Source organism: Phaeobacter italicus (assembly GCF_019801785.1).
In the GTDB taxonomy this organism is placed as follows: Bacteria; Pseudomonadota; Alphaproteobacteria; order Rhodobacterales; family Rhodobacteraceae; genus Phaeobacter; species Phaeobacter italicus.
The window spans coordinates 48004-68844 of record NZ_JAHVIJ010000001.1; the positions used below are offsets into that span (position 1 = coordinate 48004).

General features: G+C 63.3%; 17 protein-coding genes. 15 read left to right on the plus strand and 2 right to left on the minus strand.

The window, feature by feature from the left end; translation table 11 throughout:
• Positions 1-103: 103 nt before the first annotated feature.
• Positions 104-1018 carry a glutaminase gene (locus KUV39_RS00260; RefSeq protein ID WP_050673549.1) on the minus strand — a complete coding sequence of 305 codons (915 nt, stop codon included), beginning with the start codon at positions 1016-1018 and terminating at the stop codon, positions 104-106.
• 127 nt (positions 1019-1145) lie between these two features.
• Between KUV39_RS00260 and murD the strand changes: the two genes are divergently transcribed.
• Complete coding sequence (gene murD, locus KUV39_RS00265; protein ID WP_222458630.1) at positions 1146-2552, plus strand: UDP-N-acetylmuramoyl-L-alanine--D-glutamate ligase; 1407 nt, start codon at positions 1146-1148, stop codon at positions 2550-2552.
• Between the two features lie 42 nt (positions 2553-2594).
• On the opposite strand, the gene KUV39_RS00270 is transcribed toward murD, so the two are convergent.
• The gene (locus KUV39_RS00270; RefSeq protein ID WP_222458631.1) at positions 2595-3776 is read right to left on the minus strand and encodes a BaiN/RdsA family NAD(P)/FAD-dependent oxidoreductase; all 1182 of its coding nucleotides are present in this window, start codon (positions 3774-3776) and stop codon (positions 2595-2597) included.
• A 132-nt stretch (positions 3777-3908) separates the two neighbouring features.
• Between KUV39_RS00270 and ftsW the strand changes: the two genes are divergently transcribed.
• From ftsW to KUV39_RS00340, 14 genes are all read left to right on the plus strand, one after another.
• The gene (ftsW, locus tag KUV39_RS00275) at positions 3909-5078 is read left to right on the plus strand and encodes a putative lipid II flippase FtsW (RefSeq protein WP_037302495.1); all 1170 of its coding nucleotides are present in this window, start codon (positions 3909-3911) and stop codon (positions 5076-5078) included.
• 129 nt (positions 5079-5207) lie between these two features.
• A complete protein-coding gene (locus KUV39_RS00280; RefSeq protein ID WP_222458632.1) occupies positions 5208-6305 on the plus strand; it encodes a UDP-N-acetylglucosamine--N-acetylmuramyl-(pentapeptide) pyrophosphoryl-undecaprenol N-acetylglucosamine transferase in 1098 nt (365 codons plus the stop codon).
• Positions 6302-7699 (plus strand): UDP-N-acetylmuramate--L-alanine ligase, encoded by a 1398-nt coding sequence (gene murC, locus KUV39_RS00285; protein WP_008560671.1) that lies wholly within the window; start codon positions 6302-6304, stop codon positions 7697-7699. The genes KUV39_RS00280 and murC overlap by 4 nt, the downstream gene beginning before the upstream one ends.
• Positions 7700-7775: 76 nt before the next feature.
• A complete protein-coding gene (locus KUV39_RS00290; RefSeq protein WP_046209946.1) occupies positions 7776-8030 on the plus strand; it encodes a DUF2484 family protein in 255 nt (84 codons plus the stop codon).
• The gene (locus KUV39_RS00295; protein ID WP_008561553.1) at positions 8027-8278 is read left to right on the plus strand and encodes a DUF2484 family protein; all 252 of its coding nucleotides are present in this window, start codon (positions 8027-8029) and stop codon (positions 8276-8278) included. Before KUV39_RS00290 ends, KUV39_RS00295 begins: the two co-directional genes overlap by 4 nt.
• 139 nt (positions 8279-8417) lie before the next feature.
• Complete coding sequence (gene murB / locus KUV39_RS00300; protein WP_008559834.1) at positions 8418-9341, plus strand: UDP-N-acetylmuramate dehydrogenase; 924 nt, start codon at positions 8418-8420, stop codon at positions 9339-9341.
• A 283-nt stretch (positions 9342-9624) separates the two neighbouring features.
• Positions 9625-10545: a D-alanine--D-alanine ligase gene (locus tag KUV39_RS00305; RefSeq protein ID WP_037302893.1), complete on the plus strand. Its 921-nt coding sequence runs from the start codon at positions 9625-9627 to the stop codon at positions 10543-10545.
• Positions 10533-11426: a cell division protein FtsQ/DivIB gene (locus KUV39_RS00310; RefSeq protein WP_222458633.1), complete on the plus strand. Its 894-nt coding sequence runs from the start codon at positions 10533-10535 to the stop codon at positions 11424-11426. Before KUV39_RS00305 ends, KUV39_RS00310 begins: the two co-directional genes overlap by 13 nt.
• Positions 11427-11428: 2 nt before the next feature.
• Complete coding sequence (ftsA, locus tag KUV39_RS00315; protein ID WP_008559582.1) at positions 11429-12763, plus strand: cell division protein FtsA; 1335 nt, start codon at positions 11429-11431, stop codon at positions 12761-12763.
• 437 nt (positions 12764-13200) lie between these two features.
• The gene (gene ftsZ, locus KUV39_RS00320; RefSeq protein WP_222458634.1) at positions 13201-14997 is read left to right on the plus strand and encodes a cell division protein FtsZ; all 1797 of its coding nucleotides are present in this window, start codon (positions 13201-13203) and stop codon (positions 14995-14997) included.
• 212 nt (positions 14998-15209) lie between these two features.
• On the plus strand, positions 15210-16145 hold the full coding sequence (gene lpxC, locus KUV39_RS00325; protein WP_037302493.1) for a UDP-3-O-acyl-N-acetylglucosamine deacetylase: 936 nt from the start codon (positions 15210-15212) through the stop codon (positions 16143-16145).
• A 306-nt stretch (positions 16146-16451) separates the two neighbouring features.
• Entirely contained in the window at positions 16452-17300 is an 849-nt protein-coding gene (locus tag KUV39_RS00330; protein ID WP_008559478.1) for an outer membrane protein assembly factor BamD, read from the plus strand.
• Positions 17301-17327: 27 nt separating this feature from the next.
• Positions 17328-18974, plus strand: a complete 1647-nt coding sequence (recN, locus tag KUV39_RS00335; RefSeq protein ID WP_222458635.1) for a DNA repair protein RecN — start codon at positions 17328-17330, stop codon at positions 18972-18974.
• A 147-nt stretch (positions 18975-19121) separates the two neighbouring features.
• Positions 19122-20813, plus strand: a complete 1692-nt coding sequence (locus tag KUV39_RS00340; RefSeq protein WP_008561942.1) for a chloride channel protein — start codon at positions 19122-19124, stop codon at positions 20811-20813.
• Positions 20814-20841: the final 28 nt, after the last annotated feature.

Genomic DNA, 20841 nt, shown 5'->3' on the forward strand with positions numbered 1-20841 from the left:
GGGCGGAGGGACTGTCTCCTGATCTTGGTGTCGCAACGAATGGCAGCGTAGCAAACCGGCCTGAAGAGATCGTAGCCCATGCGTTCGCAGCTATGGCAACACCCTAGAACACCGACCAGTCCATTTCTCGGGCCAGCCGTTCCATCGCCTCTGTCCCCAGTTTGGAATTGCCGTTGCGGTCCAGTCCCGGCGACCAGACGGCGATGCTGGCCTTGCCCGGCACGACGCCCAGGATGCCACCGCCCACGCCGCTTTTGGCGGGCAGGCCAACGCGGTAGGCAAATTCGCCGGAGCCGTCATAGTGGCCGCAGGTCAGCATCAGCGCATTGAGGCGGCGCACCCGGTCAAGGGAGACCATGCGTGGATGGCAATCCGCACCAATCAGAAAACGCCCCGCACGGGCGAGCTGCGTTGTCGTCAGCTCGGTGGCGCAGTGATGGAAATAGGTGCCCAGCACCTTGTCGGGATCATTTTTCAGATTGCCAAAGGAGGCGAGGAAATGGGCATGGGCAAAATTGCGGTGCCCGTGGGCGGTTTCCGAGCGGGCAACATCGGCATTGATGTGGATGTCATCATCCTCTGCGGCGGCGCGGATAAAGCTGAGGAACTCGGCCAGCGCCTCGCGCGGCTCGCGGCCTGCCAGCACCTCGTCGGTGGTGACGATTGCGCCTGCGTTTACAAACGGATTGCGGGGGCGGCCGCGTTCATGTTCCAGCTGCACAATGGAGTTGAATGCCGTGCCAGACGGCTCTCGCCCGACGCGGCGCCACAGCTGGTCGCCAGACCGGCCAAGCGCGATGGCGAGGGTAAAGACCTTGGTGATGCTTTGCGCTGAAAACCGGGTGGTCGCGTCCCCGGCGCTGTAGATCTGCCCATCTGCGGTCGCTACGGTGATGGCGAACTGATGCGGGTCGACCTGGCCCAATTCGGGAATGTAGCTCGCAACCTCGCCCCGGTCGGGATCATCGCGAAGGTCGGTGTTGATGGCGTCGAGGATCTGCTGCATCTGCGCGGGCATGTCTGCGGGCCTCCCAGTTTTTGGCTGACGTTAGCGGGATGGCGGTGAGATGACAAACGCAACGGGACTGGCATTGGTTCCCGCGATCGGGTAGCGATTTGATCAAAGACCATGTGGAGGGCGGGCGATGATCCCTGTGACCGGATTTGAAGGCGCAACAGTTGCGGTGCTGGGGCTTGGGCGATCGGGGCTCACCACGGCGCGGGCCTTGCGGGCGGGCGGCGCAGAGCCTGTCTGCTGGGACGACAATCCGGGTGCGCGGGCGCGGGCCGAGATCGAGGGGTTCACCTGCCGTGATTTGCTGAAATCCGGCGCCTTTGATGATGTGGCGGCATTGGTCGTGTCGCCCGGCATTCCACATCTCTACCCCAAGCCGAACCCGGTGATCCGGGCGGCGCTGGTGGCGGGTGTGCCGGTGGACAATGACATCGGCCTGTTCTTCCGCTCGGTTGCGACGCGGGGGTGGGAGCAATACGATCAGGCGCCGCGCATCGTGGCGGTCACCGGGTCAAACGGCAAATCCACCACGGTTGCGCTGCTGCATCACATCCTGCAGGAGGCCGGGCGCGAAAGCCAGTTGGCAGGCAATATCGGCCGTGGTGTTCTGGACATCGACCCGCCGGGTTCTGGTGGGGTCGTGGTGCTGGAGCTGTCGAGCTATCAGACCGATCTGGCGCGCGCATTGACGCCGGATGTGGCCGTGTTCACCAACCTCAGCCCCGATCATCTGGATCGGCACGCGGGCATGGGGGGCTATTTCGCGGCCAAGCGGCGGCTGTTTGCAGAGGGCGGGCCAGACCGCGCCATCATCGGCGTCGACGAGGACGAGGGGCTTTATCTGGCGGGGCAGCTGTCGGAGGCGGCCAGCGATGACCGGGTGATCCGTATCTCGGCCAGCCAGAAGCTGACCGGGCCGGGCTGGCAGGTCTTTGCGCGCAAGGGGTTTCTCAGCGAATACCGCAAGGGACGGCAGGCGGCGTCGATTGATCTGCGCCAGATGCAGGGATTGCCCGGCGCGCATAACCACCAGAACGCCTGTGCGGCCTATGCGGCGGCGCGCGCGCTGGGGCTGGCGCCGCGCCTGATCGAAGACGCGCTGGCGAGCTATCCGGGCCTGCCACATCGCAGCCAGACCATCGCGACCCATGCCGGCGTGCGTTATGTGAATGACAGCAAGGCCACCAACCTCGACAGTGCGGCCAAGGCGCTGGGGGCTTTTGAAAACATCCGCTGGATCTGTGGCGGGCTGGAGAAAGAGGGCGGGCTGGATGCGCTGCGCGGGCAGACCGGCAAGGTGCGCAAGGCCTATGTGATCGGGCGCGAGGCGGCGGGGTTTGCCATGCAGCTGGATGTAGAGGCAGAGGTCTGCATCACCATGGCACAGGCGGTGGCCCGCGCGAGCTCCGAGGCAGAGCCGGGCGATACTGTCCTGCTGGCCCCGGCGGCGGCGAGTTTTGACCAATACGACAACTTTGAACAGCGTGGCGAGGATTTCATCGCCGAGGTTGGCAAGCTGACGGGCGCAGACGGCTGAGGCCGGGCTAAGGCCGGGGCTGGGGCTAAGGCTGGCGCAGCCTCAGCGGCGTGCGGCGATGGCGCTGCCCGCCGCCACGCCAGAGGCCCAGGCCCATTGAAAGTTATAGCCGCCAAGCCAGCCGGTCACATCCACTGCCTCGCCAATGGCATAAAGGCCCGGAACCGTCTTGGCCTCCATCGTCTTGGACGACAGCGCATCGGTGTCGATGCCACCAAGGGTGACCTCGGCGGTGCGATACCCCTCGCTGCCCGACGGCGTGAGGCTCCAGTTTTCCAACCGGTCGCAGAGATCGCGCAGGGCTGCATCGGACTGATCAGCCAGCCGCCCCTTGAGCCCCAGTTCGGGGGCGAGGAAATCAACCAGTCGGCCGGGCAGGTGGCGGGCGAGCTCGGTCGTCAGATCCTTGCGCCCTGCTTCCTGACGTTGGCTGCGCAGCAGGTCGAACAGGGGCGTCTGCGGGATCAGGTTGGCGTTGATCTGCTCGCCTTCGCGCCAGTAGGACGACAATTGCAGCACCGAGGGGCCGGAAAGGCCGCGGTGGGTAAACAAAAGCGCCTCGTCAAAACTGGTGCGCGCATTCGACAGCCGCGCAGGCAGGGCGATACCGGCCAGGGGCTTGAAACGGTCATCGGAGAAGGTGAAGGGCACCAGGGCGGGGCGGGTATCTGTCAGCGGCAGATCAAACTGCCGCGCAAGATCATAGGCGATGCCGGTTGCACCCATCTTGGGGATGGATTTGCCGCCCGTCGCGATCACCAGATTGCGGGCCGTCAACTGCTGCCGCTTGCCTTCGCGCTCTACCTCGACCTGAAAGCCATCGGCGGTGCGCGCAACGGACAGGATCGAGGTCTGCAACCACAGATCTGCGCCTGCGGCCTTCAGCTCCTCCACCAGCATTGCAACGATCTGCTTGGCTGATCCATCGCAGAACAGCTGGCCCAGCGTCTTTTCGTGCCAGGCGATGCCGTGGCGGTCCACCAGTTCGATGAAATCCCACTGCGTGTAGCGCGCCATCGCGGATTTGCAGAAATGCGGATTCTGCGACAGGTAGTTTTCCGGGCTCGCGTACATGTTGGTAAAGTTGCAGCGCCCTCCGCCGGAGATGCGGATCTTTTCCCCCGGCGCCTTGGCATGGTCGATCACCAGCGTGCCGGGGCCAGAGCGGGTTGCACACATCATTCCGGCAGCGCCGGCACCAAGAATAAGGGTTTCATAAGCCATGTGCGGCCATAGGCGCGGATTACCGCCAAAGGCAAGAGGAAGAGGGTGGCCTGATGAAAACTTTCCGGTTACTGTTTGCCTAACGATCCCGAAAACGGGACGGGCGACGAGGCAGATAGTGGCGGTTTTTCCATGACTGAGATGGTCTATGGCGCGCTCCCCGTACAATCGGGCGAGCCAATCCTACCCAAGTGGTGGCGGACTTTGGACAAGTGGACGATGTCCAGCATTCTGATGCTGTTTGTCATCGGGCTCTTGTTGGGGCTTGCGGCCTCTGTCCCGCTGGCAGAGCGCAACGGGTTCGGCAACTTCCATTATGTGCAGCGCCAGATGGTCTTTGGGCTGACGGCGCTTGCGGCGATGATCATCACCTCGATGATGTCGCCCACGCTGGTGCGGCGGCTGGCGGTCGTGGGCTTTATCTGCGCCTTTGTGGCGCTGGCCCTGCTGCCGGTTTTTGGCACTGATTTCGGCAAGGGCGCGGTGCGCTGGTATTCCCTTGGGTTTGCCTCGCTGCAGCCTTCGGAGTTCCTGAAGCCGGGCTTCATCGTGGTTGCGGCCTGGATGATTGCGGCCAGCCAGCAGATCAACGGCCCGCCGGGCACGTTGATGTCCTTTGGTCTGTGCATGACCGTGGTGCTGATGCTGGTCATGCAGCCCGATTTCGGTCAGGCCTGTCTGGTGCTGTTTGGCTGGGGCGTGATGTATTTCGTCGCCGGTGCGCCGATGCTGTTGCTGGTGGCGATGGCGGTGGTCGTCGTGCTGGGCGGCATTCTGGCCTACAACAGCTCGGAGCATTTTGCCCGCCGCATCGACGGGTTCCTGAACCCTGAAATCGATCCCACCACCCAGATGGGCTATGCCACCAACGCCATCCGCGAAGGCGGGCTGTTTGGGGTTGGTGTTGGCGAAGGTCAGGTGAAATGGTCACTGCCTGATGCCCACACCGATTTCATCATCGCGGTCGCGGCCGAGGAATACGGGCTTGTGCTCGTGGTGATCTTGATCCTGCTCTACGCCACTGTTGTCGCGCGCTCGCTGTTTCGTCTGATGCGCGAACGGGACACGTTCATCCGTCTTGCGGGCACTGGTTTGGTCTGCACCTTTGGGGTTCAGGCGATGATCAACATGGGCGTTGCCGTGCGGCTTTTGCCTGCCAAGGGAATGACGCTGCCGTTTGTCAGCTACGGGGGATCCTCGTTGATTGCAGGTGGCATTGCGGTCGGCATGCTGCTGGCGTTTTCCCGATCACGCCCGCAGGGCGAGATTGCAGACTATCTGAACGGCCGTGGGCGGGGATGAACAGGCGACAGGGACGCGGCTGCCCCCCGGGTGGGGCGCGGCGGTCTCTCGCGGAGACAGATCAGGCGCTGACCGGTGCTGAGCCGGGCACAGCAGCAACAGCAGGTAAAAGAAAGACAACACGGGACGATGGCACAGAAATTGCTCTTGATGGCTGCTGGGGGGACCGGTGGCCATATGTTTCCTGCACAGGCCCTTGCTGAGGCGATGCTGAGACGTGGCTGGCGGGTGAAACTGTCAACGGATGCGCGCGGCGCGCGCTACACCGGCGGCTATCCCCATACCACGGAAATCACCGAAGTGCCCTCGGCCACATTTGCCCGTGGTGGGCTTTTGGCCAAGGCGATGGTTGGTCCCAAGATTGCGGCAGGCGTGACCCGGATGGCGATGCAGATGCGGCGCGACCGGCCCGATGTCGTTGTGGGCTTTGGCGGCTATCCGTCGATCCCGGCGCTGGGGGCGGCAGCCCTGTTGAAGCTGCCGCGCATGATCCACGAACAAAACGGTGTCCTGGGCCGGGTGAACCAGCTGTTTGCGCCGCGGGTGGCGCAGGTGGCGTGTGGTGTCTGGCCAACGGACCTGCCCGACGGGGCCCAGGGCGTTCATGTGGGCAATCCGGTGCGCGCGGCCGTGCTGGAACGTGCCGGCGCTGGCTATATCCCGCCGGGGGATTATCCGATGTCGATTCTGGTGATGGGCGGCAGTCAGGGCGCGCGTATCCTGTCGGATATGGTGCCCGGCGCAATCGCGGCGCTGCCGGAGGCGCTGCGCAGCCGCCTGCGCATTTCCCATCAGGCGCGCGATGAAGACGGCGCGCGCGTCACCCAGTTCTATGCAGATCACGGCATCAGCGCCGATGTGCAGCCGTTCTTTACCGATGTGCCTGCCCGCATGTCCGAGGCGCAGCTGGTGATCTCGCGGTCGGGGGCGTCTTCGGTTGCGGATATTGCCGTGATCGGCCGCCCGTCGATCCTGATCCCGTTTGCTGCGGCGGCAGGAGACCACCAGAGCGCCAACGCGCGCGGGTTGGTGGATGCGGGCGCTGCGGTGCTGATCCCGGAAAGCGCCCTTGACGTTTCGGCCCTGTCAGAGCAAATCAGCGCAGTTCTGAGTAACCCCACCGCTGCCACGCAGATGGCCAATGCCGCCCTGCAGACTGGTATCCCGGACGCAACCGAGCGTTTGGTGGCGATGGTGGAAAAGCTGTCCGAGGAAGGAAACACATGACCCCTGCAACCAAACTCCCCGGTGACGTCGGCCCGATCCATTTCGTCGGCATCGGCGGTATCGGCATGTCCGGCATTGCCGAAGTGCTGCTTAATCTGGGTTATGTCGTGCAAGGGTCCGACCTGAAGGCCTCCAAGATCACCAGCCGGCTGGAAAAGCTGGGGGCGCAGATCTTTGTCGGGCAGCGGGCAGAGAACCTTGAGGATGCGGCGGTTGTCGTGATCTCGTCGGCGATCAAACCGGGCAATCCCGAACTGGATGAAGCCCGGAACCGGGGCCTGCCGGTGGTACGGCGCGCAGAGATGCTGGCCGAGCTGATGCGCCTGAAATCCAACATTGCCATCGCAGGCACCCACGGCAAGACCACCACCACCACGATGATGGCAGAGCTGATGGTGGCAGGGCATTTCGATCCGACCATCGTGAATGGCGGCATCATTCACGCCTATGGCTCCAACGCGCGGATGGGGCAGGGGGAATGGATGGTGGTGGAGGCCGACGAAAGCGACGGCACATTCAACCGCCTGCCTGCGACCATTGCCGTTGTCACCAACATCGACCCCGAGCACATGGAGCACTGGGGCGATTTCGACACGCTGCGCAATGGCTTTTACGAGTTTGTCTCGAATATTCCGTTCTACGGCATTGCCGTGTGCTGCACCGATCACCCGGAAGTGCAGGCGCTGGTGGGCCGGATCACCGACCGCCGCGTCGTGACCTATGGTTTCAACACCCAGGCCGATGTGCGGGCGGTCAACCTGACCTACAAGGCGGGCGTGGCCCATTTCGACATTCAGCTGCAGGCCGAGGATCGCGTGATCGAAGGCTGCACGCTGCCGATGCCGGGGGATCACAACGTCTCTAACGCGCTGTCGGCGGTGGCGGTTGCCCGCCATCTGGGGATGAACAGCTCTGAAATTCGCGCAGCCCTTGCGGCCTTTGGCGGGGTCAACCGTCGCTTTACCAAGGTGGGCGAGGTGGATGGCGTCACCATCATTGATGACTACGGTCACCACCCGGTCGAGATTGCCGCCGTTCTGAAGGCCGCGCGTCAGGCCTGTGACGGGCGGGTGATCGCGGTGCATCAGCCGCACCGCTATTCGCGCCTGTCGAGCCTGTTTGATGATTTCTGCGGCTGCTTCAACGAGGCGGATGTGGTGGCGATTGCCGAAGTCTTTGCCGCGGGCGAAGACCCGATCGAGGGCGCGGGGCGCGATGATCTGGTGGCCGGTCTGATCCGCCACGGCCATCGCCACGCCCGCGCCTTGCTGGATGAGCCGGATCTGGAGCGTCTGGTGCGCGAACAGGCCCGTCCCGGTGACATGGTTGTCTGCCTTGGTGCGGGCACCATCAGCACCTGGGCCAATGCCCTGCCAGAGCGGTTGAAGGGCTGAGGGTGGCGCGGCTGCAGGCATATCCTGCCTTGCCCCTTGTGGCGGTGGGTGTGACCCCAAAGGCGGGGGCGTGCCCATGCTGAGTGTGTCCGCTGCGGCCATCTGGGTTCTGCTGGCCTGCGGCGTGGCGGCGTTGCCGATGCGCTGGCAGATTGCGCCGGGGCTGGCGTTGCTGATTGCGGCACCTGTGCTGATTGTCTTGCTGGGGCGTGACCACGGGGCGATTGCTGCGGGGTTTGGTGTCTTTGCCCTGGTGTCGATGTTCCGCCGTCCGATCCTGCATGCGCTTGGTCGGCTGCGCCAGCGCCACGGCGCGGAGGCCCGCAAATGACGCCATCGCTGATCCTTGCCTGTGTCTGGGTGGTTGCCGCCAATGTTCTGGCGATGATCCCAAGCCGCGACAATCACTGGTCGCGCGCCTATGTGCTGATCGCCCTTGGCATCCCGCTGCTGGGCTATGTGACCTATGAAAACGGGCCGTGGTGGGGGCTGGGTGTGCTGTTTGCGGGCATGTCTGTTCTGCGCTGGCCGGTGATCTATCTGGGCCGCTGGCTGCGTCGCCAGCTGAACGGCGGCTGAGACGCGGCTGGATCGCGGGCCTGCGCGATGGCGAGACCATTGTCGGCGGCGCTGATTCCAGAGTAGAGGCAGGGCACACATCAGGACGCAGCTGCGTCCGCGTGGTGATTTTGACGGACGACAAGACGGGACGGGATCTATGGATATCGACGGGCTGCGTGGCAGGCTTACACCCAATCGGGCGCTGGCGGATTTGACCTGGCTGCGCGTGGGCGGACCTGCGGATTATCTGTTTCAGCCTGCCGATATCGAAGATCTCTCGCATTTCATGCGGGCCTGTGAACCGTCGGTTCAGGTGTTTCCCATGGGGGTCGGGTCGAACCTGATCGTGCGCGATGGCGGGCTGCGGGCGGTTGTCGTGCGGCTGGGCCGGGGGTTCAATTCAATCGAGATCGATGGCGACACGGTCACTGCGGGTGCGGCTGCGCTGGATGCCCATGTCGCGCGCAAGGCCGCCGATGCCGGGGTTGATCTGACGTTTCTGCGCACCATTCCCGGCTCTGTCGGGGGGGCGGTGCGCATGAATGCCGGCTGCTACGGCAGTTATGTGGCGGATGTGTTCCAGTCGGCCACCGTGGTTTTGCGGACGGGAGAGGTGGTAGAGCTGGGGCCGGAGGCCCTGAATTTTGCCTATCGTCAAAGCGATCTGGCGGAGGGCGCGGTCCTTGTGTCGGCCAAATTGCGCGGCCCCCTGGGCGAGCCTGCGGCGCTTCATGCCCGGATGGAAGATCAGCTCGCCAAACGGGACGCCACCCAGCCCACGAAGGAACGCTCTGCCGGGTCGACCTTTCGCAATCCGGCCGGGTTTTCCTCAACCGGGCGGGCGGATGATGTGCATGATCTCAAGGCCTGGAAGGTCATCGATGATGCCGGCATGCGCGGAGCCCGTCGCGGAGGCGCGCAGATGAGCGAGAAGCACTCCAACTTTATGATTAACGCCGGTGGCGCAACTGCCGCAGATCTTGAGGGATTGGGCGAAGAAGTGCGAAAAGAGGTTTACGCCAATTCTGGCATAACGCTAGAGTGGGAAATCATGCGGGTGGGGGATCCGCTTTCCGAATAAACGATAAATGACCTGATTTTTAAGGCTTTCCCCTTGAAGTCAGGCCCGCCACCGGGTGAAACGCAATGGCGGATCGAAGCGGAAAAGCGCGATCTTGGTAAAGGCAATGTTAACGGGCCGGTAACGAATTTGTCGTTAATATGGTGTGAGGCACCACCGGATCCGGAGCCATTGCGGGCTGTCACGCTTCGCACGACCAATGCAGGGCCAACCTGCGCATATCGGGCCATTTCAGGCCGGAACAACAAGGGGCGTGAAGCCCCGGAAATTTGAGGCGCTTGTCGTGAGTGAGTCGAGCAGGACACTCCCGAAAGTGGCGGTATTGATGGGCGGCCCCTCGGCTGAGCGCGAGGTGTCACTTTCCACAGGGCGCGAATGCGCTGCCGCACTGCGGGATGAGGGGTATCAGGTCACAGAGCTGGACGCGGGTCCGGATCTTGCGGCGCAGCTTGCTGCGGATCGCCCGGATGTCGTCTTCAACGCGCTGCATGGCCGCTGGGGCGAAGATGGGTGTGTGCAGGGGCTGCTGGAATGGCTTGCGATTCCCTACACGCATTCCGGTGTTCTGGCCTCGGCGCTGGCGATGGACAAACAGCGCTCGAAAGAAGCGTTTCGCGCAGCCGGCCTGCCGGTCGTGGACAGCGGGCTTTTCGCCAAATCCGACGTCTCTGCGGCCCATGTGATGGCGCCGCCCTATGTCGTGAAACCCAACAACGAAGGCTCCAGCGTCGGGATCTATATCGTACAGGAGGCCGCCAATACGCCGCCGCAGCTGTCTGAGGACATGCCGGATGAGGTGATGGTGGAAACCTATGCGCCGGGTCGTGAGCTGACCACCACGGTTGTGGACGGCAAGGCGCTGACGGTGACGGATATCCTCACTGACGGATGGTATGACTTCGACGCCAAGTACAAACCCGGTGGCTCGCGGCATGTGTTGCCTGCGGATCTGCCGGACGAGATTTTTCAGCTGTGTCTGGATTACGCGGTGCGCGCCCATGATGCGCTGGGGTGCCGCGGGGTGAGCCGGACCGATTTTCGCTGGGACGAAAGCCGTGGCAAGGACGGGCTGATCCTGCTGGAAACCAACACCCAGCCGGGCATGACGCCCACGTCGCTTGCGCCGGAACAGGCGGCCCATTGCGGCATGAGTTTTGGCCAGCTTTGCGCGTGGATGGTTGAGGATGCGTCATGCGGGCGCTGATTGAGCGATTCACCAAACCCCGCAGCGGGCGCGCTGATCCGGCGCCATCGCGGCTGACCTATCGGTTCCAGCGCTGGATGCTGACGCCGGGGATCCGCTTTGGCGTGCGGTTCGGCATTCCGTTCTGCCTGGTCTTTGTGGCCGGAGCGGCCTTTATGGCAGATGAGGGGCGGCGCGATCAGCTTCAGGTGCTGGTCAATGACATTCGCGCCTCGATCGAGGAACGGCCCGAGTTCATGGTCAATGTAATGGCCATCGACGGCGCAGGCGCCAGCGTGTCGGAAGACATCCGCGAGGTCGTGCCGATTGATTTTCCTGTCAGCTCTTTTGATCTGGACCTGACCCAGATCCGCGACGAGATCACCGGGCTTGACCCGGTAGAGAGCGCAGATGTGCGCATCCGTCCGGGCGGGGTGTTGCAAGTGACCGTCGAAGAGCGCACGCCAGCCGTTGTGTGGCGCAGCCGCGAGGGGCTTGCGCTGCTGGATGACACTGGCGTGCATGTTGCAGAACTGGGTGCGCGCAATCTGCATCCCAACCTGCCTTTGGTGGCGGGTGAGGGCGCGGATATGGCGATCGAAGAGGCGCTGCGCCTCTTTGCGGTGGCCAAGCCGCTGGGGCCGCGTATTCGCGGGCTGGTGCGGATCGGAGAGCGGCGCTGGGATCTGGTTCTGGACCGGGGGCAGCGGATCATGCTGCCGTCGAAAAAACCGGTGCCCGCCCTGGAGCGGGTCATCGCCGTCAGCGAAGTGCGCGATCTGTTGGAGCGGGATGTGGCAGCCGTGGATATGCGGCTGGCTGCGCGCCCGACGGTTCGCATGACCCAGGCCGCCGTCGAGGATTGGTGGCGGATTCGTCAGTTGAATGCAGGTGGGCAGTAATCATGACTGATCTTTATCAATCCCAGCGCGCCATGCGGCAGATGCGACGTCAGGCGATGCAGCGCGGTGTCGTGGCCATTCTTGACGTGGGCAGCTCCAAGATCGCCTGTCTGGTGCTGCGCTTTGACGGCACGGGGCGGCTGAGCGAGGACAACTCTATCGGCTCGCTTGCGGGGCAGTCGGGGTTTCGGGTGATCGGCGCGGCCACCACGCGGTCGCGCGGAGTTCAGTTTGGCGAGATCACCGCCATGCAGGAAACCGAACGCGCCATCCGTACCGCCGTGCAGGCGGCGCAGAAGATGGCCGAGGTGCGGGTCGATCACGTCATTGCCTGTTTCTCCGGGGCCAATCCGCGCTCTTACGGGCTGGACGCGCTGGTCGATCTGGAAGGGCAGGTCGTGACCGAAAATGAAATCGCCCGTGTGCTGGCCGCCTGTGAGGTGCCGGAATATGGCGCGGGTCGAGAAGTGCTGCATGCCCAGCCAGTGAATTTCGCGCTCGACAACCGCTCCGGGCTTAGTGATCCGCGCGGGCAGATGGGGCAGACGCTGGCGGTGGATATGCACATGCTGACAGTCGATGCCTCGACGGTGCAGAACCTTGTGCGCTGCATCCAGCGCTGTGATCTGGAACTGGCAGGGATTGCCTCTTCGGCCTATGCATCGGGCTTTTCGGCGCTGGTCGAGGACGAGCAGGAGCTGGGCGCTGCGTGCATCGACATGGGCGGCGGGTCGACCTCGATCTCTGTCTTCATGAAAAAGCACATGATCTATGCCGATGCGGTGCGCATGGGTGGCGATCACATCACCAGCGACATTTCCATGGGGCTCGGCGTGCCGACGGCCAACGCCGAGCGGATCAAGACCTTTCATGGCGGGGTTCATGCCACTGGTGCAGATGATCGCGAGATGATCGACATCCACGCCGATACCGGCGATTGGGAGCATGACCGCCGCACCGTCAGCCGGGCGGAACTGATCGGCATCATGCGTCCGCGGGTCGAGGAGATCCTGGAAGAGGTGCGCGCCCGGCTTGATGCCGCCGGATTTGACAGCCTGCCAAGCCAGCAGATCGTGCTGACAGGGGGCTCCAGCCAGATCATGGGGCTGGATGGGTTGGCGAGCCGCATTCTGGGGCAGCAGGTTCGTCTGGGTCGTCCGCTGCGTGTTCACGGCCTGCCGCAGTCGGCCACCGGTCCGGGGTTTGCCTCGGCGGTGGGGCTGAGCCTGTTTGCCGCCCATCCGCAGGATGAGTGGTGGGATTTCGAGATGCCGGTGGATCGCAACGCCAGCGGCACCCTGCGACGCGCGGTGAAGTGGTTCCGGGACAACTGGTAACCGGCCCGGGGCCGCGCCGCCTTGCCCTGCCGCCGATGGGCGGTCAGGCAGAAAATTAAGCAGATGTTAACGAAAAACTTCCCCCGCGCTTCCGTTTCGCGGGTGACAGCGGATTCTTGCCGCGTTAATGTTGTGGTAACGACCGCTCCACGCGGCGCACGCAGGCCGAGCAGTGGCCAGCCAGATCCGATAGAAACGGCAGACTCAAGTGGCAGAAGCCCTTGGGCGCAAACGCTGTGTTGTGGTCACTGGCTGTCGCTTCCGCAAGATTTGCCATTATCGGCGAAATACCGCGAATTTGGGCGCTCATGTGTCCAGATTTTGTGGATTTTGACGCTTTTTGGGATGACGCGACTCGTGCTGCGCGGTAGGATTGGAGCGGATTAGGACAGGAATAGGCCCTTGCGGGAGGGCTGATAAACACAGGCGGAACGAGCATGACCTTGAACCTTTCGATGCCCGGCCAGGACGAGCTGAAGCCCCGGATTACCGTGTTTGGCGTCGGCGGTGCGGGCGGCAACGCTGTCAATAACATGATCGAGAAGCAGCTGGATGGTGTCGACTTTGTCGTTGCCAACACAGACGCGCAGGCCCTGCAGCAGAGCTCTGCCAAGAGCCGCGTGCAGCTGGGGATCAAAGTGACCGAAGGTCTGGGTGCGGGCGCGCGTCCCTCTGTTGGCTCCGCCGCCGCAGAAGAAAGCATCGAACAGATCGTCGACCATCTGGCCGGCGCGCATATGTGCTTTATCACCGCCGGCATGGGTGGCGGCACCGGGACCGGTGCAGCTCCGATCATCGCGCAGGCCGCCCGTGAGCTTGGCGTGCTGACCGTCGGCGTTGTGACCAAGCCGTTTCAGTTTGAAGGCAACAAGCGGATGCGTCAGGCCGAGGAGGGTGTCGAAGCCCTGCAAAAGGTCGTTGATACGCTGATCATCATTCCGAACCAGAACCTGTTCCGTCTGGCCAACGAAAAAACCACCTTCACCGAAGCCTTCTCGATGGCGGATGACGTTCTGTATCAGGGCGTAAAAGGTGTCACCGACCTGATGGTGCGTCCGGGTCTCATCAACCTCGACTTTGCCGATGTTCGCGCCGTGATGGACGAGATGGGCAAGGCGATGATGGGCACAGGCGAGGCCGAAGGCGAAGATCGCGCAGTTCAGGCCGCCGAGAAGGCGATCGCGAACCCGCTCCTGGACGAAATCAGCCTGAAGGGTGCGAAGGGTGTTCTCATCAACATCACCGGCGCCCACGACCTGACCCTGTTCGAGCTGGACGAAGCCGCCAACCGCATCCGCGAAGAGGTGGACCCGAACGCAAACATCATCGTCGGTTCGACCCTCGACACCGAGATGGAAGGCAAGATGCGCGTGTCCGTCGTGGCTACCGGCATCGATGCTGTTGACGTTCAGACCGATATCCCGGTGCCGCGTCGCCCGATGTCTGCACCGCTGAAACAGACTGTCAGCGTTGAAGAAAACCGCGCCGCTGCTGCGGCTCCGCTGGAGCTGAACACGCCTGTCGAACAGCCCGCAGCCGAGGTTGCCGCAGCCCCCGCACAAGAAGAGCCTTCGCTGTTTTCTGAGTTCAACAGCGCTGCACAGGCCGCTGATGGGCAATATGACGAGGTTGTCGAAGAATCCCACGACAACATGGGCGCCGACGGCCTGCCTGCACCGGCCTATCAGGGCAACGGGGTTCCGGATTTCCAGCCGCAGGCAGACGCTGCGGTGAACAACCCGGCAGAAGCCTTTGTGGCCCCCAAGGCGCCTGCTCCCGGCACGCCGTCGCCCGAGGCGATCGTGCGTCTGCAGGCCGCTGCACAGCGCGCCCAGCCGCAGGCCCCGCAGCACCAGCCGGTGCAGCAACAGCAGCCGGTTCAGCAGCAGATGCAGCAGCGCCCGTCGATCGACGCCGTGCAGCCGCGCGCGCCGCAGCCCGCTCCGGCCCCGCAGCCTCAGGTGCAGCAGCAGCAACAGCAGGTTCAACAGCCTGCCGCATCCGGTCAGGAACAGCGCCGCTTTGGCCTGAACTCTCTGATCCACCGCATGACTGGTAGTGCCGCGGACAATCAGGGCGCCGCCCGCCAGCAGCCGCCTGCGCCGCAGCCGCAGGTTGCCCAGCACGGTCATGGCCAGCAGGCCGCCGCCGCGCCGCAACCGCAGCAGCGTCAGGCCGATCCGGAGCAGGAGCGCATCGAAATTCCCGCCTTCCTGCGCCGCCAGGCCAACTAAGCGGATCACAAGACATCAGAAAAGGTCGCCAAATGGCGGCCTTTTTTGTTTTGTTTACTGTCTGTTAACCTGGAGTTGGCAGTCTTTCGCCTATCTGTTTCAGTCATGTTTCATTCCGTTACAAAGATTGAGTTGAGCCTTTCGGGCCGACACCTTACCTCTGTTTCGCAACACGACCCTGTGAGGTCGGACCATACGAAACGAGGCACACCGTGCAGAACACGCTTAAAGCATCAGTGACATTTGACGGGGTCGGACTGCACTCCGGCAAACCTGTCCGCATGATTCTGAAGCCTGCATCTGCCGATCACGGTATCTGTTTCCGCCGCACCGATATTTCGCTTGGCGACACACTGGTTCCCGCCCGCTGGGATCTGGTGGAGCGTACCGCGCTGTGCACCCGTCTGGTGAACACCTCTGGTGCCTCTGTGTCCACCGTTGAACACATCATGGCCGCACTGGCGGGCTGTGGTATCCACAACGCCCTGATCGAAATCGACGGTCCGGAAGTTCCGATCATGGATGGCTCTTCGGCGCATTTCGTGCGCGGCATCATGCAGCAGGGCATCCAGCGTCTGGGCGCGCCTGTCACCGCGCTGCAGGTGATGAAACCGGTCACTGTCAGCCATGAGGGGGCAACCGCCACCCTGATGCCGAGCAACCGTCTGATCATCGAGTTCCACATTGATTTTGACGAGGCCGCGATTGGCCGCCAAAGCCGCACGCTGGACATGCGCAACGGCACCTTTGCGCGGGAACTTTGCGATTGCCGCACCTTCTGCCGCCGCGCCGATGTGGAAACCATGCAGGCCAACGGTCTGGCCCTCGGCGGTGTGCCGGGCGAGAACGCGATCGTCTTTGATGGTCCCGTGGTCGAAAGCGGCCAGGGGCTGCGTCACAGCGACGAGCCTGTGCGCCATAAAATGCTGGATGCGCTGGGGGATCTGGCGCTGGCAGGTGGCCCGATCTTTGGCCACTACATCGGGGACCGCGCGGGTCACTCGCTGACCAACACGCTACTGCGCGCGGCCTTTGCAACACCGGGTGCGCTGCGCAAGGTGTCCTGTGACCCGATCATGACCGCCCGCCTGCCGGGGCAGGGGTTGGTCTGGGCAGAAATTCCGACAGAGACGCGCCGCGTCGCCTGATCGGGGTATCGAGCAGAGGGCGTCGGCTGGGGGGCCTGACGCCCGAATTACCGACACCGTGACCCAAAGTCACGATCACGACAGATCAACGACCGTGTGGCAGATGCCGCGCGGTTGTTTTGGTTTAGGGGCACAGGGTCACATACAGCGTATGGCTGTGATCTCTGTCCCCTTGACCCCGCCGCGCTTTCTCTGCCAAGTGGGTCGGGAGACGGTTAAAGCCGTTTTGCCCGTCAAATGAATGTGCTAGACCGGGCGTAACCGGGGTTCACACCCGTAAGCAAAAGACGGTGAGGTTAGGCGATCATGATCGGCATGGGGGCGGCAGCCAAAACCATCGGCGCGTTTCTTCTGATTGCGGCTCTTTCGGGCTGTGGTGGGGACGGCGGCGCAGCAAAAAGTGCGCAACCGCTGGAAGGGTTCACACCCGAGCAGATTTATGAACGCGGCGAATTCGAGATGGAGCGCAACCGGACCAAGGATGCGGCCTTCTACTTTGCAGAGATCGAGCGCCTTTATCCCTATTCCTCCTGGGCCAAGCAGGCGTTGATCATGCAGGCCTATGCCTATCATCTGGGCCGCGACTACGAGGAAAGCCGCGCAGCCGCGCAGCGGTACATCGATTTCTACCCAACCGAGGAAGATGCCGCCTATGCGCAGTATCTTCTTGCGCTGAGCTACTATGACCAGATCGATGAGGTGGGCCGCGATCAGGGGCTGACCTTCCAGGCGCTGCAGTCGCTGCGCACCGTGATCGAGGTTTACCCGGACAGCGAATACGCCAACTCCGCGATCCTGAAATTCGATCTCGCCTTTGACCATCTGGCAGGCAAGGAGATGGAAATCGGCCGCTACTACCTGCGCAAGGGGCACTATACCTCTGCGGTGAATCGCTTCCGTGTCGTGGTTGAGGATTTCCAGACCACCACCCACACCGCCGAAGCGCTGCACCGTCTGGTAGAGGCCTATCTGTCGCTGGGGCTGGTCAATGAGGCACAGACCGCAGGCGCGATCCTGGGCCATAACTATCAATCGACCGAATGGTACGAGGACAGCTTTAAGCTGCTGACGCAAAACGGGCTGAAAATGCGCGATGTCGGCAACAACTGGCTGAGCCAGATCTACCGTCAGTCCATCAAGGGGGAGTGGCTCTAAGTGCCACTTCCGCAATGAGGCCGGGCCATGCTGCGCGCGCTTGATATCCGCGATATCCTGATCATTGATCACCTTGAACTGAATTTTCAGCCGGGTCTGAACGTGCTCACCGGGGAAACCGGGGCGGGCAAATCGATCCTGCTGGATTCGCTTGGCTTTGTGCTGGGCTGGCGCGGGCGGGCCGAACTGGTCCGTCAGGGCGCCAAGCAGGGCGAGGTGATGGCAGAGTTCGATCTGGCCCCGGATCATCCGGCCCATGCGGTTCTTGCCGAGGCAGGCCTGCCGGGCGGCGAGACGCTGCTGTTGCGGCGGGTAAACACCGCGGAGGGGCGCAAGACAGCCTGGGTCAATGATCGCCGCTGTTCGGGCGAGGTGCTGCGGGCGCTGTCTGAGACGCTATTGGAACTGCATGGCCAGCATGATGATCGCGGCCTGCTGAACCCGCGCGGCCATCGCGCGATGCTGGACGAGTTTGCCAATCTTGCGGATCTTCTGGCGACAGTGCGTGAGCGCTGGACCACGGCCAGCCGGGCCCGCAAGGCGGTTGAGGAAACCCGCAGCGCGCTTGAGGCGATCCGCGCCGAAGAAGAGTTTCTGCGCCATGCGGTTGCGGAACTGGACGCGCTGGACCCTCAGCCCGGCGAGGACGCGGCGCTGGATCAGCGTCGCCGCGAAATGCAGGCCGCCGAGCGCATTCGTGGCGACATTCAGCGCGCCCATGCGATCCTGTCCGATGGGGCGGAAAGCGCCCTTGGCGATGCGCAGCGCTGGCTGGAGGGTGTTGCCGATCAGGCCGAAAGCGCGCTGGATTCGCCGCTGGCGGCGCTGGGGCGGGCGATGATCGAGCTGGGCGAGGCGCAGGATGGCGTGTCGCGGCTTTTGGATGGGCTGGAGTTCAACCCCGGTGATCTGGAAGACTGCGAGGAGCGGTTGTTTGCGATCCGGGCGCTGGCGCGCAAGCATGACGTCATTGCAGATGATCTGGGGGATTATGCCGACACGCTGCGCCAGAAGCTGGCAGCGGTGGATGCGGGCGATCAGGATCTGGCAGATCGCGAGGCGGCGCTGGCACAGGCCGAAGCGGCCTATGATGCCGCTGCTGAACAGCTGTCGGCGGCCCGGCGCGAAAGTGCGGCTGCGCTTGACGGCGCGGTGATGGCAGAGCTTGCCCCGCTCAAGATGGAGCGTGCGGTTTTCGAAACCCTCGTCAGCCCGGCAGAGCCCGGTCCCGAGGGCAAGGATGGCGTGGCCTTTACCGTCGCGACAAACCCCGGCGCGCCTGCGGGTCCGCTGAACAAGATCGCCTCTGGCGGTGAGCTGAGCCGTTTTCTGTTGGCGTTGAAGGTCTGCCTGCGTGGCGAGACCGGCAATCAGACCATGATCTTTGATGAGATCGATCGCGGGGTCGGTGGTGCCACTGCTGATGCGGTTGGCCGTCGCCTGAAGGCGCTGGCCGAAGGCGGGCAGGTTCTGGTCGTCACCCATTCCCCGCAGGTTGCTGCACAGGGGGCGCATCACTGGCGGGTGCAGAAACAGGTTGTTGACGGGCAGACCCTGTCTCAGGTCGTTCCGCTGGACGACGCGGAGCGGGTGGATGAACTGGCCCGGATGGTGTCGGGCGATACCATCACCCCAGAGGCGCGCGCGGCGGCCAAGGCGCTATTGGCGGGCTAAGCCCCGTCCGGTCATGGCAGGCACGTCACACAACTGCGTCAGCTGTCGCTTTGACAGAAAGCGCGGGCGGAATTTGACGCTGGATTAACGTCCTGGCGGTTACTAATGCCTTGAGACAGAAAGACTGACACCAGGACAGACGGCCAAATGCGACAGACACTCCGCTCCTTTATCTCGGCCCATGCGACGCAGGCAGTTGCCGAGATGCGGGATGCCTGGCGGGTGTTGCGCCATCGCGGTCCGGGGCAGTTTCAGTTCTGGCTGATCGCGCTGATGATCGGGGTTGCTGCCGGGTTTGCGGCGCTGTTCTTTCGCAAGGGCATCACTGCGTTTCAGGCCTGGGTCTACGGCGCTGAGGATGTCAATTTCCTGCACAGTTTTGCACAGGACATGCCGTGGTACTGGCTGGTCCTGATTCCGACCCTGGGTGGCTTGGTGGTGGGGGTGATCCTGCATCGCTTCACCCCTGACGGGCGGGTGCGTTCGGTTGCCGATGTGATCGAAGGCGCGGCCCTTGGCGAAGGGCGGGTAGAGAAACGGGCTGGCATTGCCTCGGCCATTGCGTCCTTTCTGACGCTGAGCACCGGCGGGTCGACCGGGCGGGAGGGGCCGGTCGTTCATATGGCGGGCGTGATCTCTACCTGGGTCAGTGACAAGATCAAGGCCGACGGAATCACCGGGCGGGACCTGTTGGGCTGCGCGGTTGCGGCGGCGGTGTCCGCCAGCTTTAACGCGCCGATTGCAGGCGCGCTGTTCGCGCTGGAGGTGGTGTTGCGCCACTTTGCCGTCCATGCCTTTGCGCCGATTGTCATTGCTTCGGTTGCGGGAACCGTCATCAACCGGCTGGAGTACGGTGATGTGACCGAGTTCGATCTGATCACCCCCGGCGCGCTGCAGTTCTATGTAGAGCTGCCTGCCTTTTTGATGTTGGGGCTGATCTGCGGTCTGGTCGCGGTGGTGTTGATGCGGTCGATCTTTTTTGCCGACCAGCTGGGCACGGCCCTGCAGGACCGGCTGGGGCTGCCACGCTGGCTGCGCCCGGCGGCGTCTGGCCTGTTGTTGGGCGTCATTGCGGTCTGGTATCCGCATATCATCGGGGTTGGGTATGAAACCACCGTTCTGGCGTTGACCGGTGCGCTGGTGCTGCATCAGACGATCCTGTTTGCAATGGTCAAGACGGCGGCTGTTGCGATCACCATGGGCGGGCGCATGGGGGGAGGGGTGTTTTCCCCGTCGCTGATGGTCGGTGCGCTGACCGGGCTTGCCTTTGGGCTGATTGCGACGGCGGTGCTGCCGGATGTGTCCGGCACCCATACGCTTTATGCCTTTGCGGGTATGGGGGCGGTTGCGGCGGCGGTTCTGGGCGCGCCGATTTCCACCACGCTGATCGTGTTCGAGCTGACAGGGGACTGGCAGATCGGTCTGGCGGTGATGGTGGCGGTGTCGATGTCCACTGCGCTGGCCTCGCGCATTGTGGACCGGTCCTTTTTCCTGACCCAGCTGGAGCGGCGCAACATTCACTGTGCGGCGGGGCCACAGGCCTATCTGCTGTCGCTGTTGCGGGCGGGCGGGGTGATGCGGCCGATGGGCGATCCGCGCTGCGCAAGCCGCGAAGAGTGTGAAGCACTGCTGGAGCAGGGGCTGTTGATTCGTGCCTCTGCCTCGCTTGAGGCGGCGATGCCGATCTTTGATCGGGCGGATATCGCGTTCTTGCCGGTGATGACCGAGGAGGGGGACAGCGAAAATCCGCCGGAGTTGATCGGCGCCCTTTACCACATTGATTCGCTCAAAGCCTACAACCGGGCGCTGGCGGCGGCGGCTGCGGAAGAGCACAGTTAAAGCCCAATTAAATGGCGTTTTCTGTGGA

Coding starts and splice junctions, on each gene's coding strand:
- KUV39_RS00260 (WP_050673549.1), bottom strand. CDS start 1,018: ATGCCCGCGCAGATGCAGCAGATCCTCGACGCCATCAACACCGACCTT.
- murD (WP_222458630.1), top strand. CDS start 1,146: ATGATCCCTGTGACCGGATTTGAAGGCGCAACAGTTGCGGTGCTGGGG.
- KUV39_RS00270 (WP_222458631.1), bottom strand. CDS start 3,776: ATGGCTTATGAAACCCTTATTCTTGGTGCCGGCGCTGCCGGAATGATG.
- ftsW (WP_037302495.1), top strand. CDS start 3,909: ATGACTGAGATGGTCTATGGCGCGCTCCCCGTACAATCGGGCGAGCCA.
- KUV39_RS00280 (WP_222458632.1), top strand. CDS start 5,208: ATGGCACAGAAATTGCTCTTGATGGCTGCTGGGGGGACCGGTGGCCAT.
- murC (WP_008560671.1), top strand. CDS start 6,302: ATGACCCCTGCAACCAAACTCCCCGGTGACGTCGGCCCGATCCATTTC.
- KUV39_RS00290 (WP_046209946.1), top strand. CDS start 7,776: ATGCTGAGTGTGTCCGCTGCGGCCATCTGGGTTCTGCTGGCCTGCGGC.
- KUV39_RS00295 (WP_008561553.1), top strand. CDS start 8,027: ATGACGCCATCGCTGATCCTTGCCTGTGTCTGGGTGGTTGCCGCCAAT.
- murB (WP_008559834.1), top strand. CDS start 8,418: ATGGATATCGACGGGCTGCGTGGCAGGCTTACACCCAATCGGGCGCTG.
- KUV39_RS00310 (WP_222458633.1), top strand. CDS start 10,533: ATGCGGGCGCTGATTGAGCGATTCACCAAACCCCGCAGCGGGCGCGCT.
- ftsA (WP_008559582.1), top strand. CDS start 11,429: ATGACTGATCTTTATCAATCCCAGCGCGCCATGCGGCAGATGCGACGT.
- ftsZ (WP_222458634.1), top strand. CDS start 13,201: ATGACCTTGAACCTTTCGATGCCCGGCCAGGACGAGCTGAAGCCCCGG.
- KUV39_RS00330 (WP_008559478.1), top strand. CDS start 16,452: ATGATCGGCATGGGGGCGGCAGCCAAAACCATCGGCGCGTTTCTTCTG.
- recN (WP_222458635.1), top strand. CDS start 17,328: ATGCTGCGCGCGCTTGATATCCGCGATATCCTGATCATTGATCACCTT.
- KUV39_RS00340 (WP_008561942.1), top strand. CDS start 19,122: ATGCGACAGACACTCCGCTCCTTTATCTCGGCCCATGCGACGCAGGCA.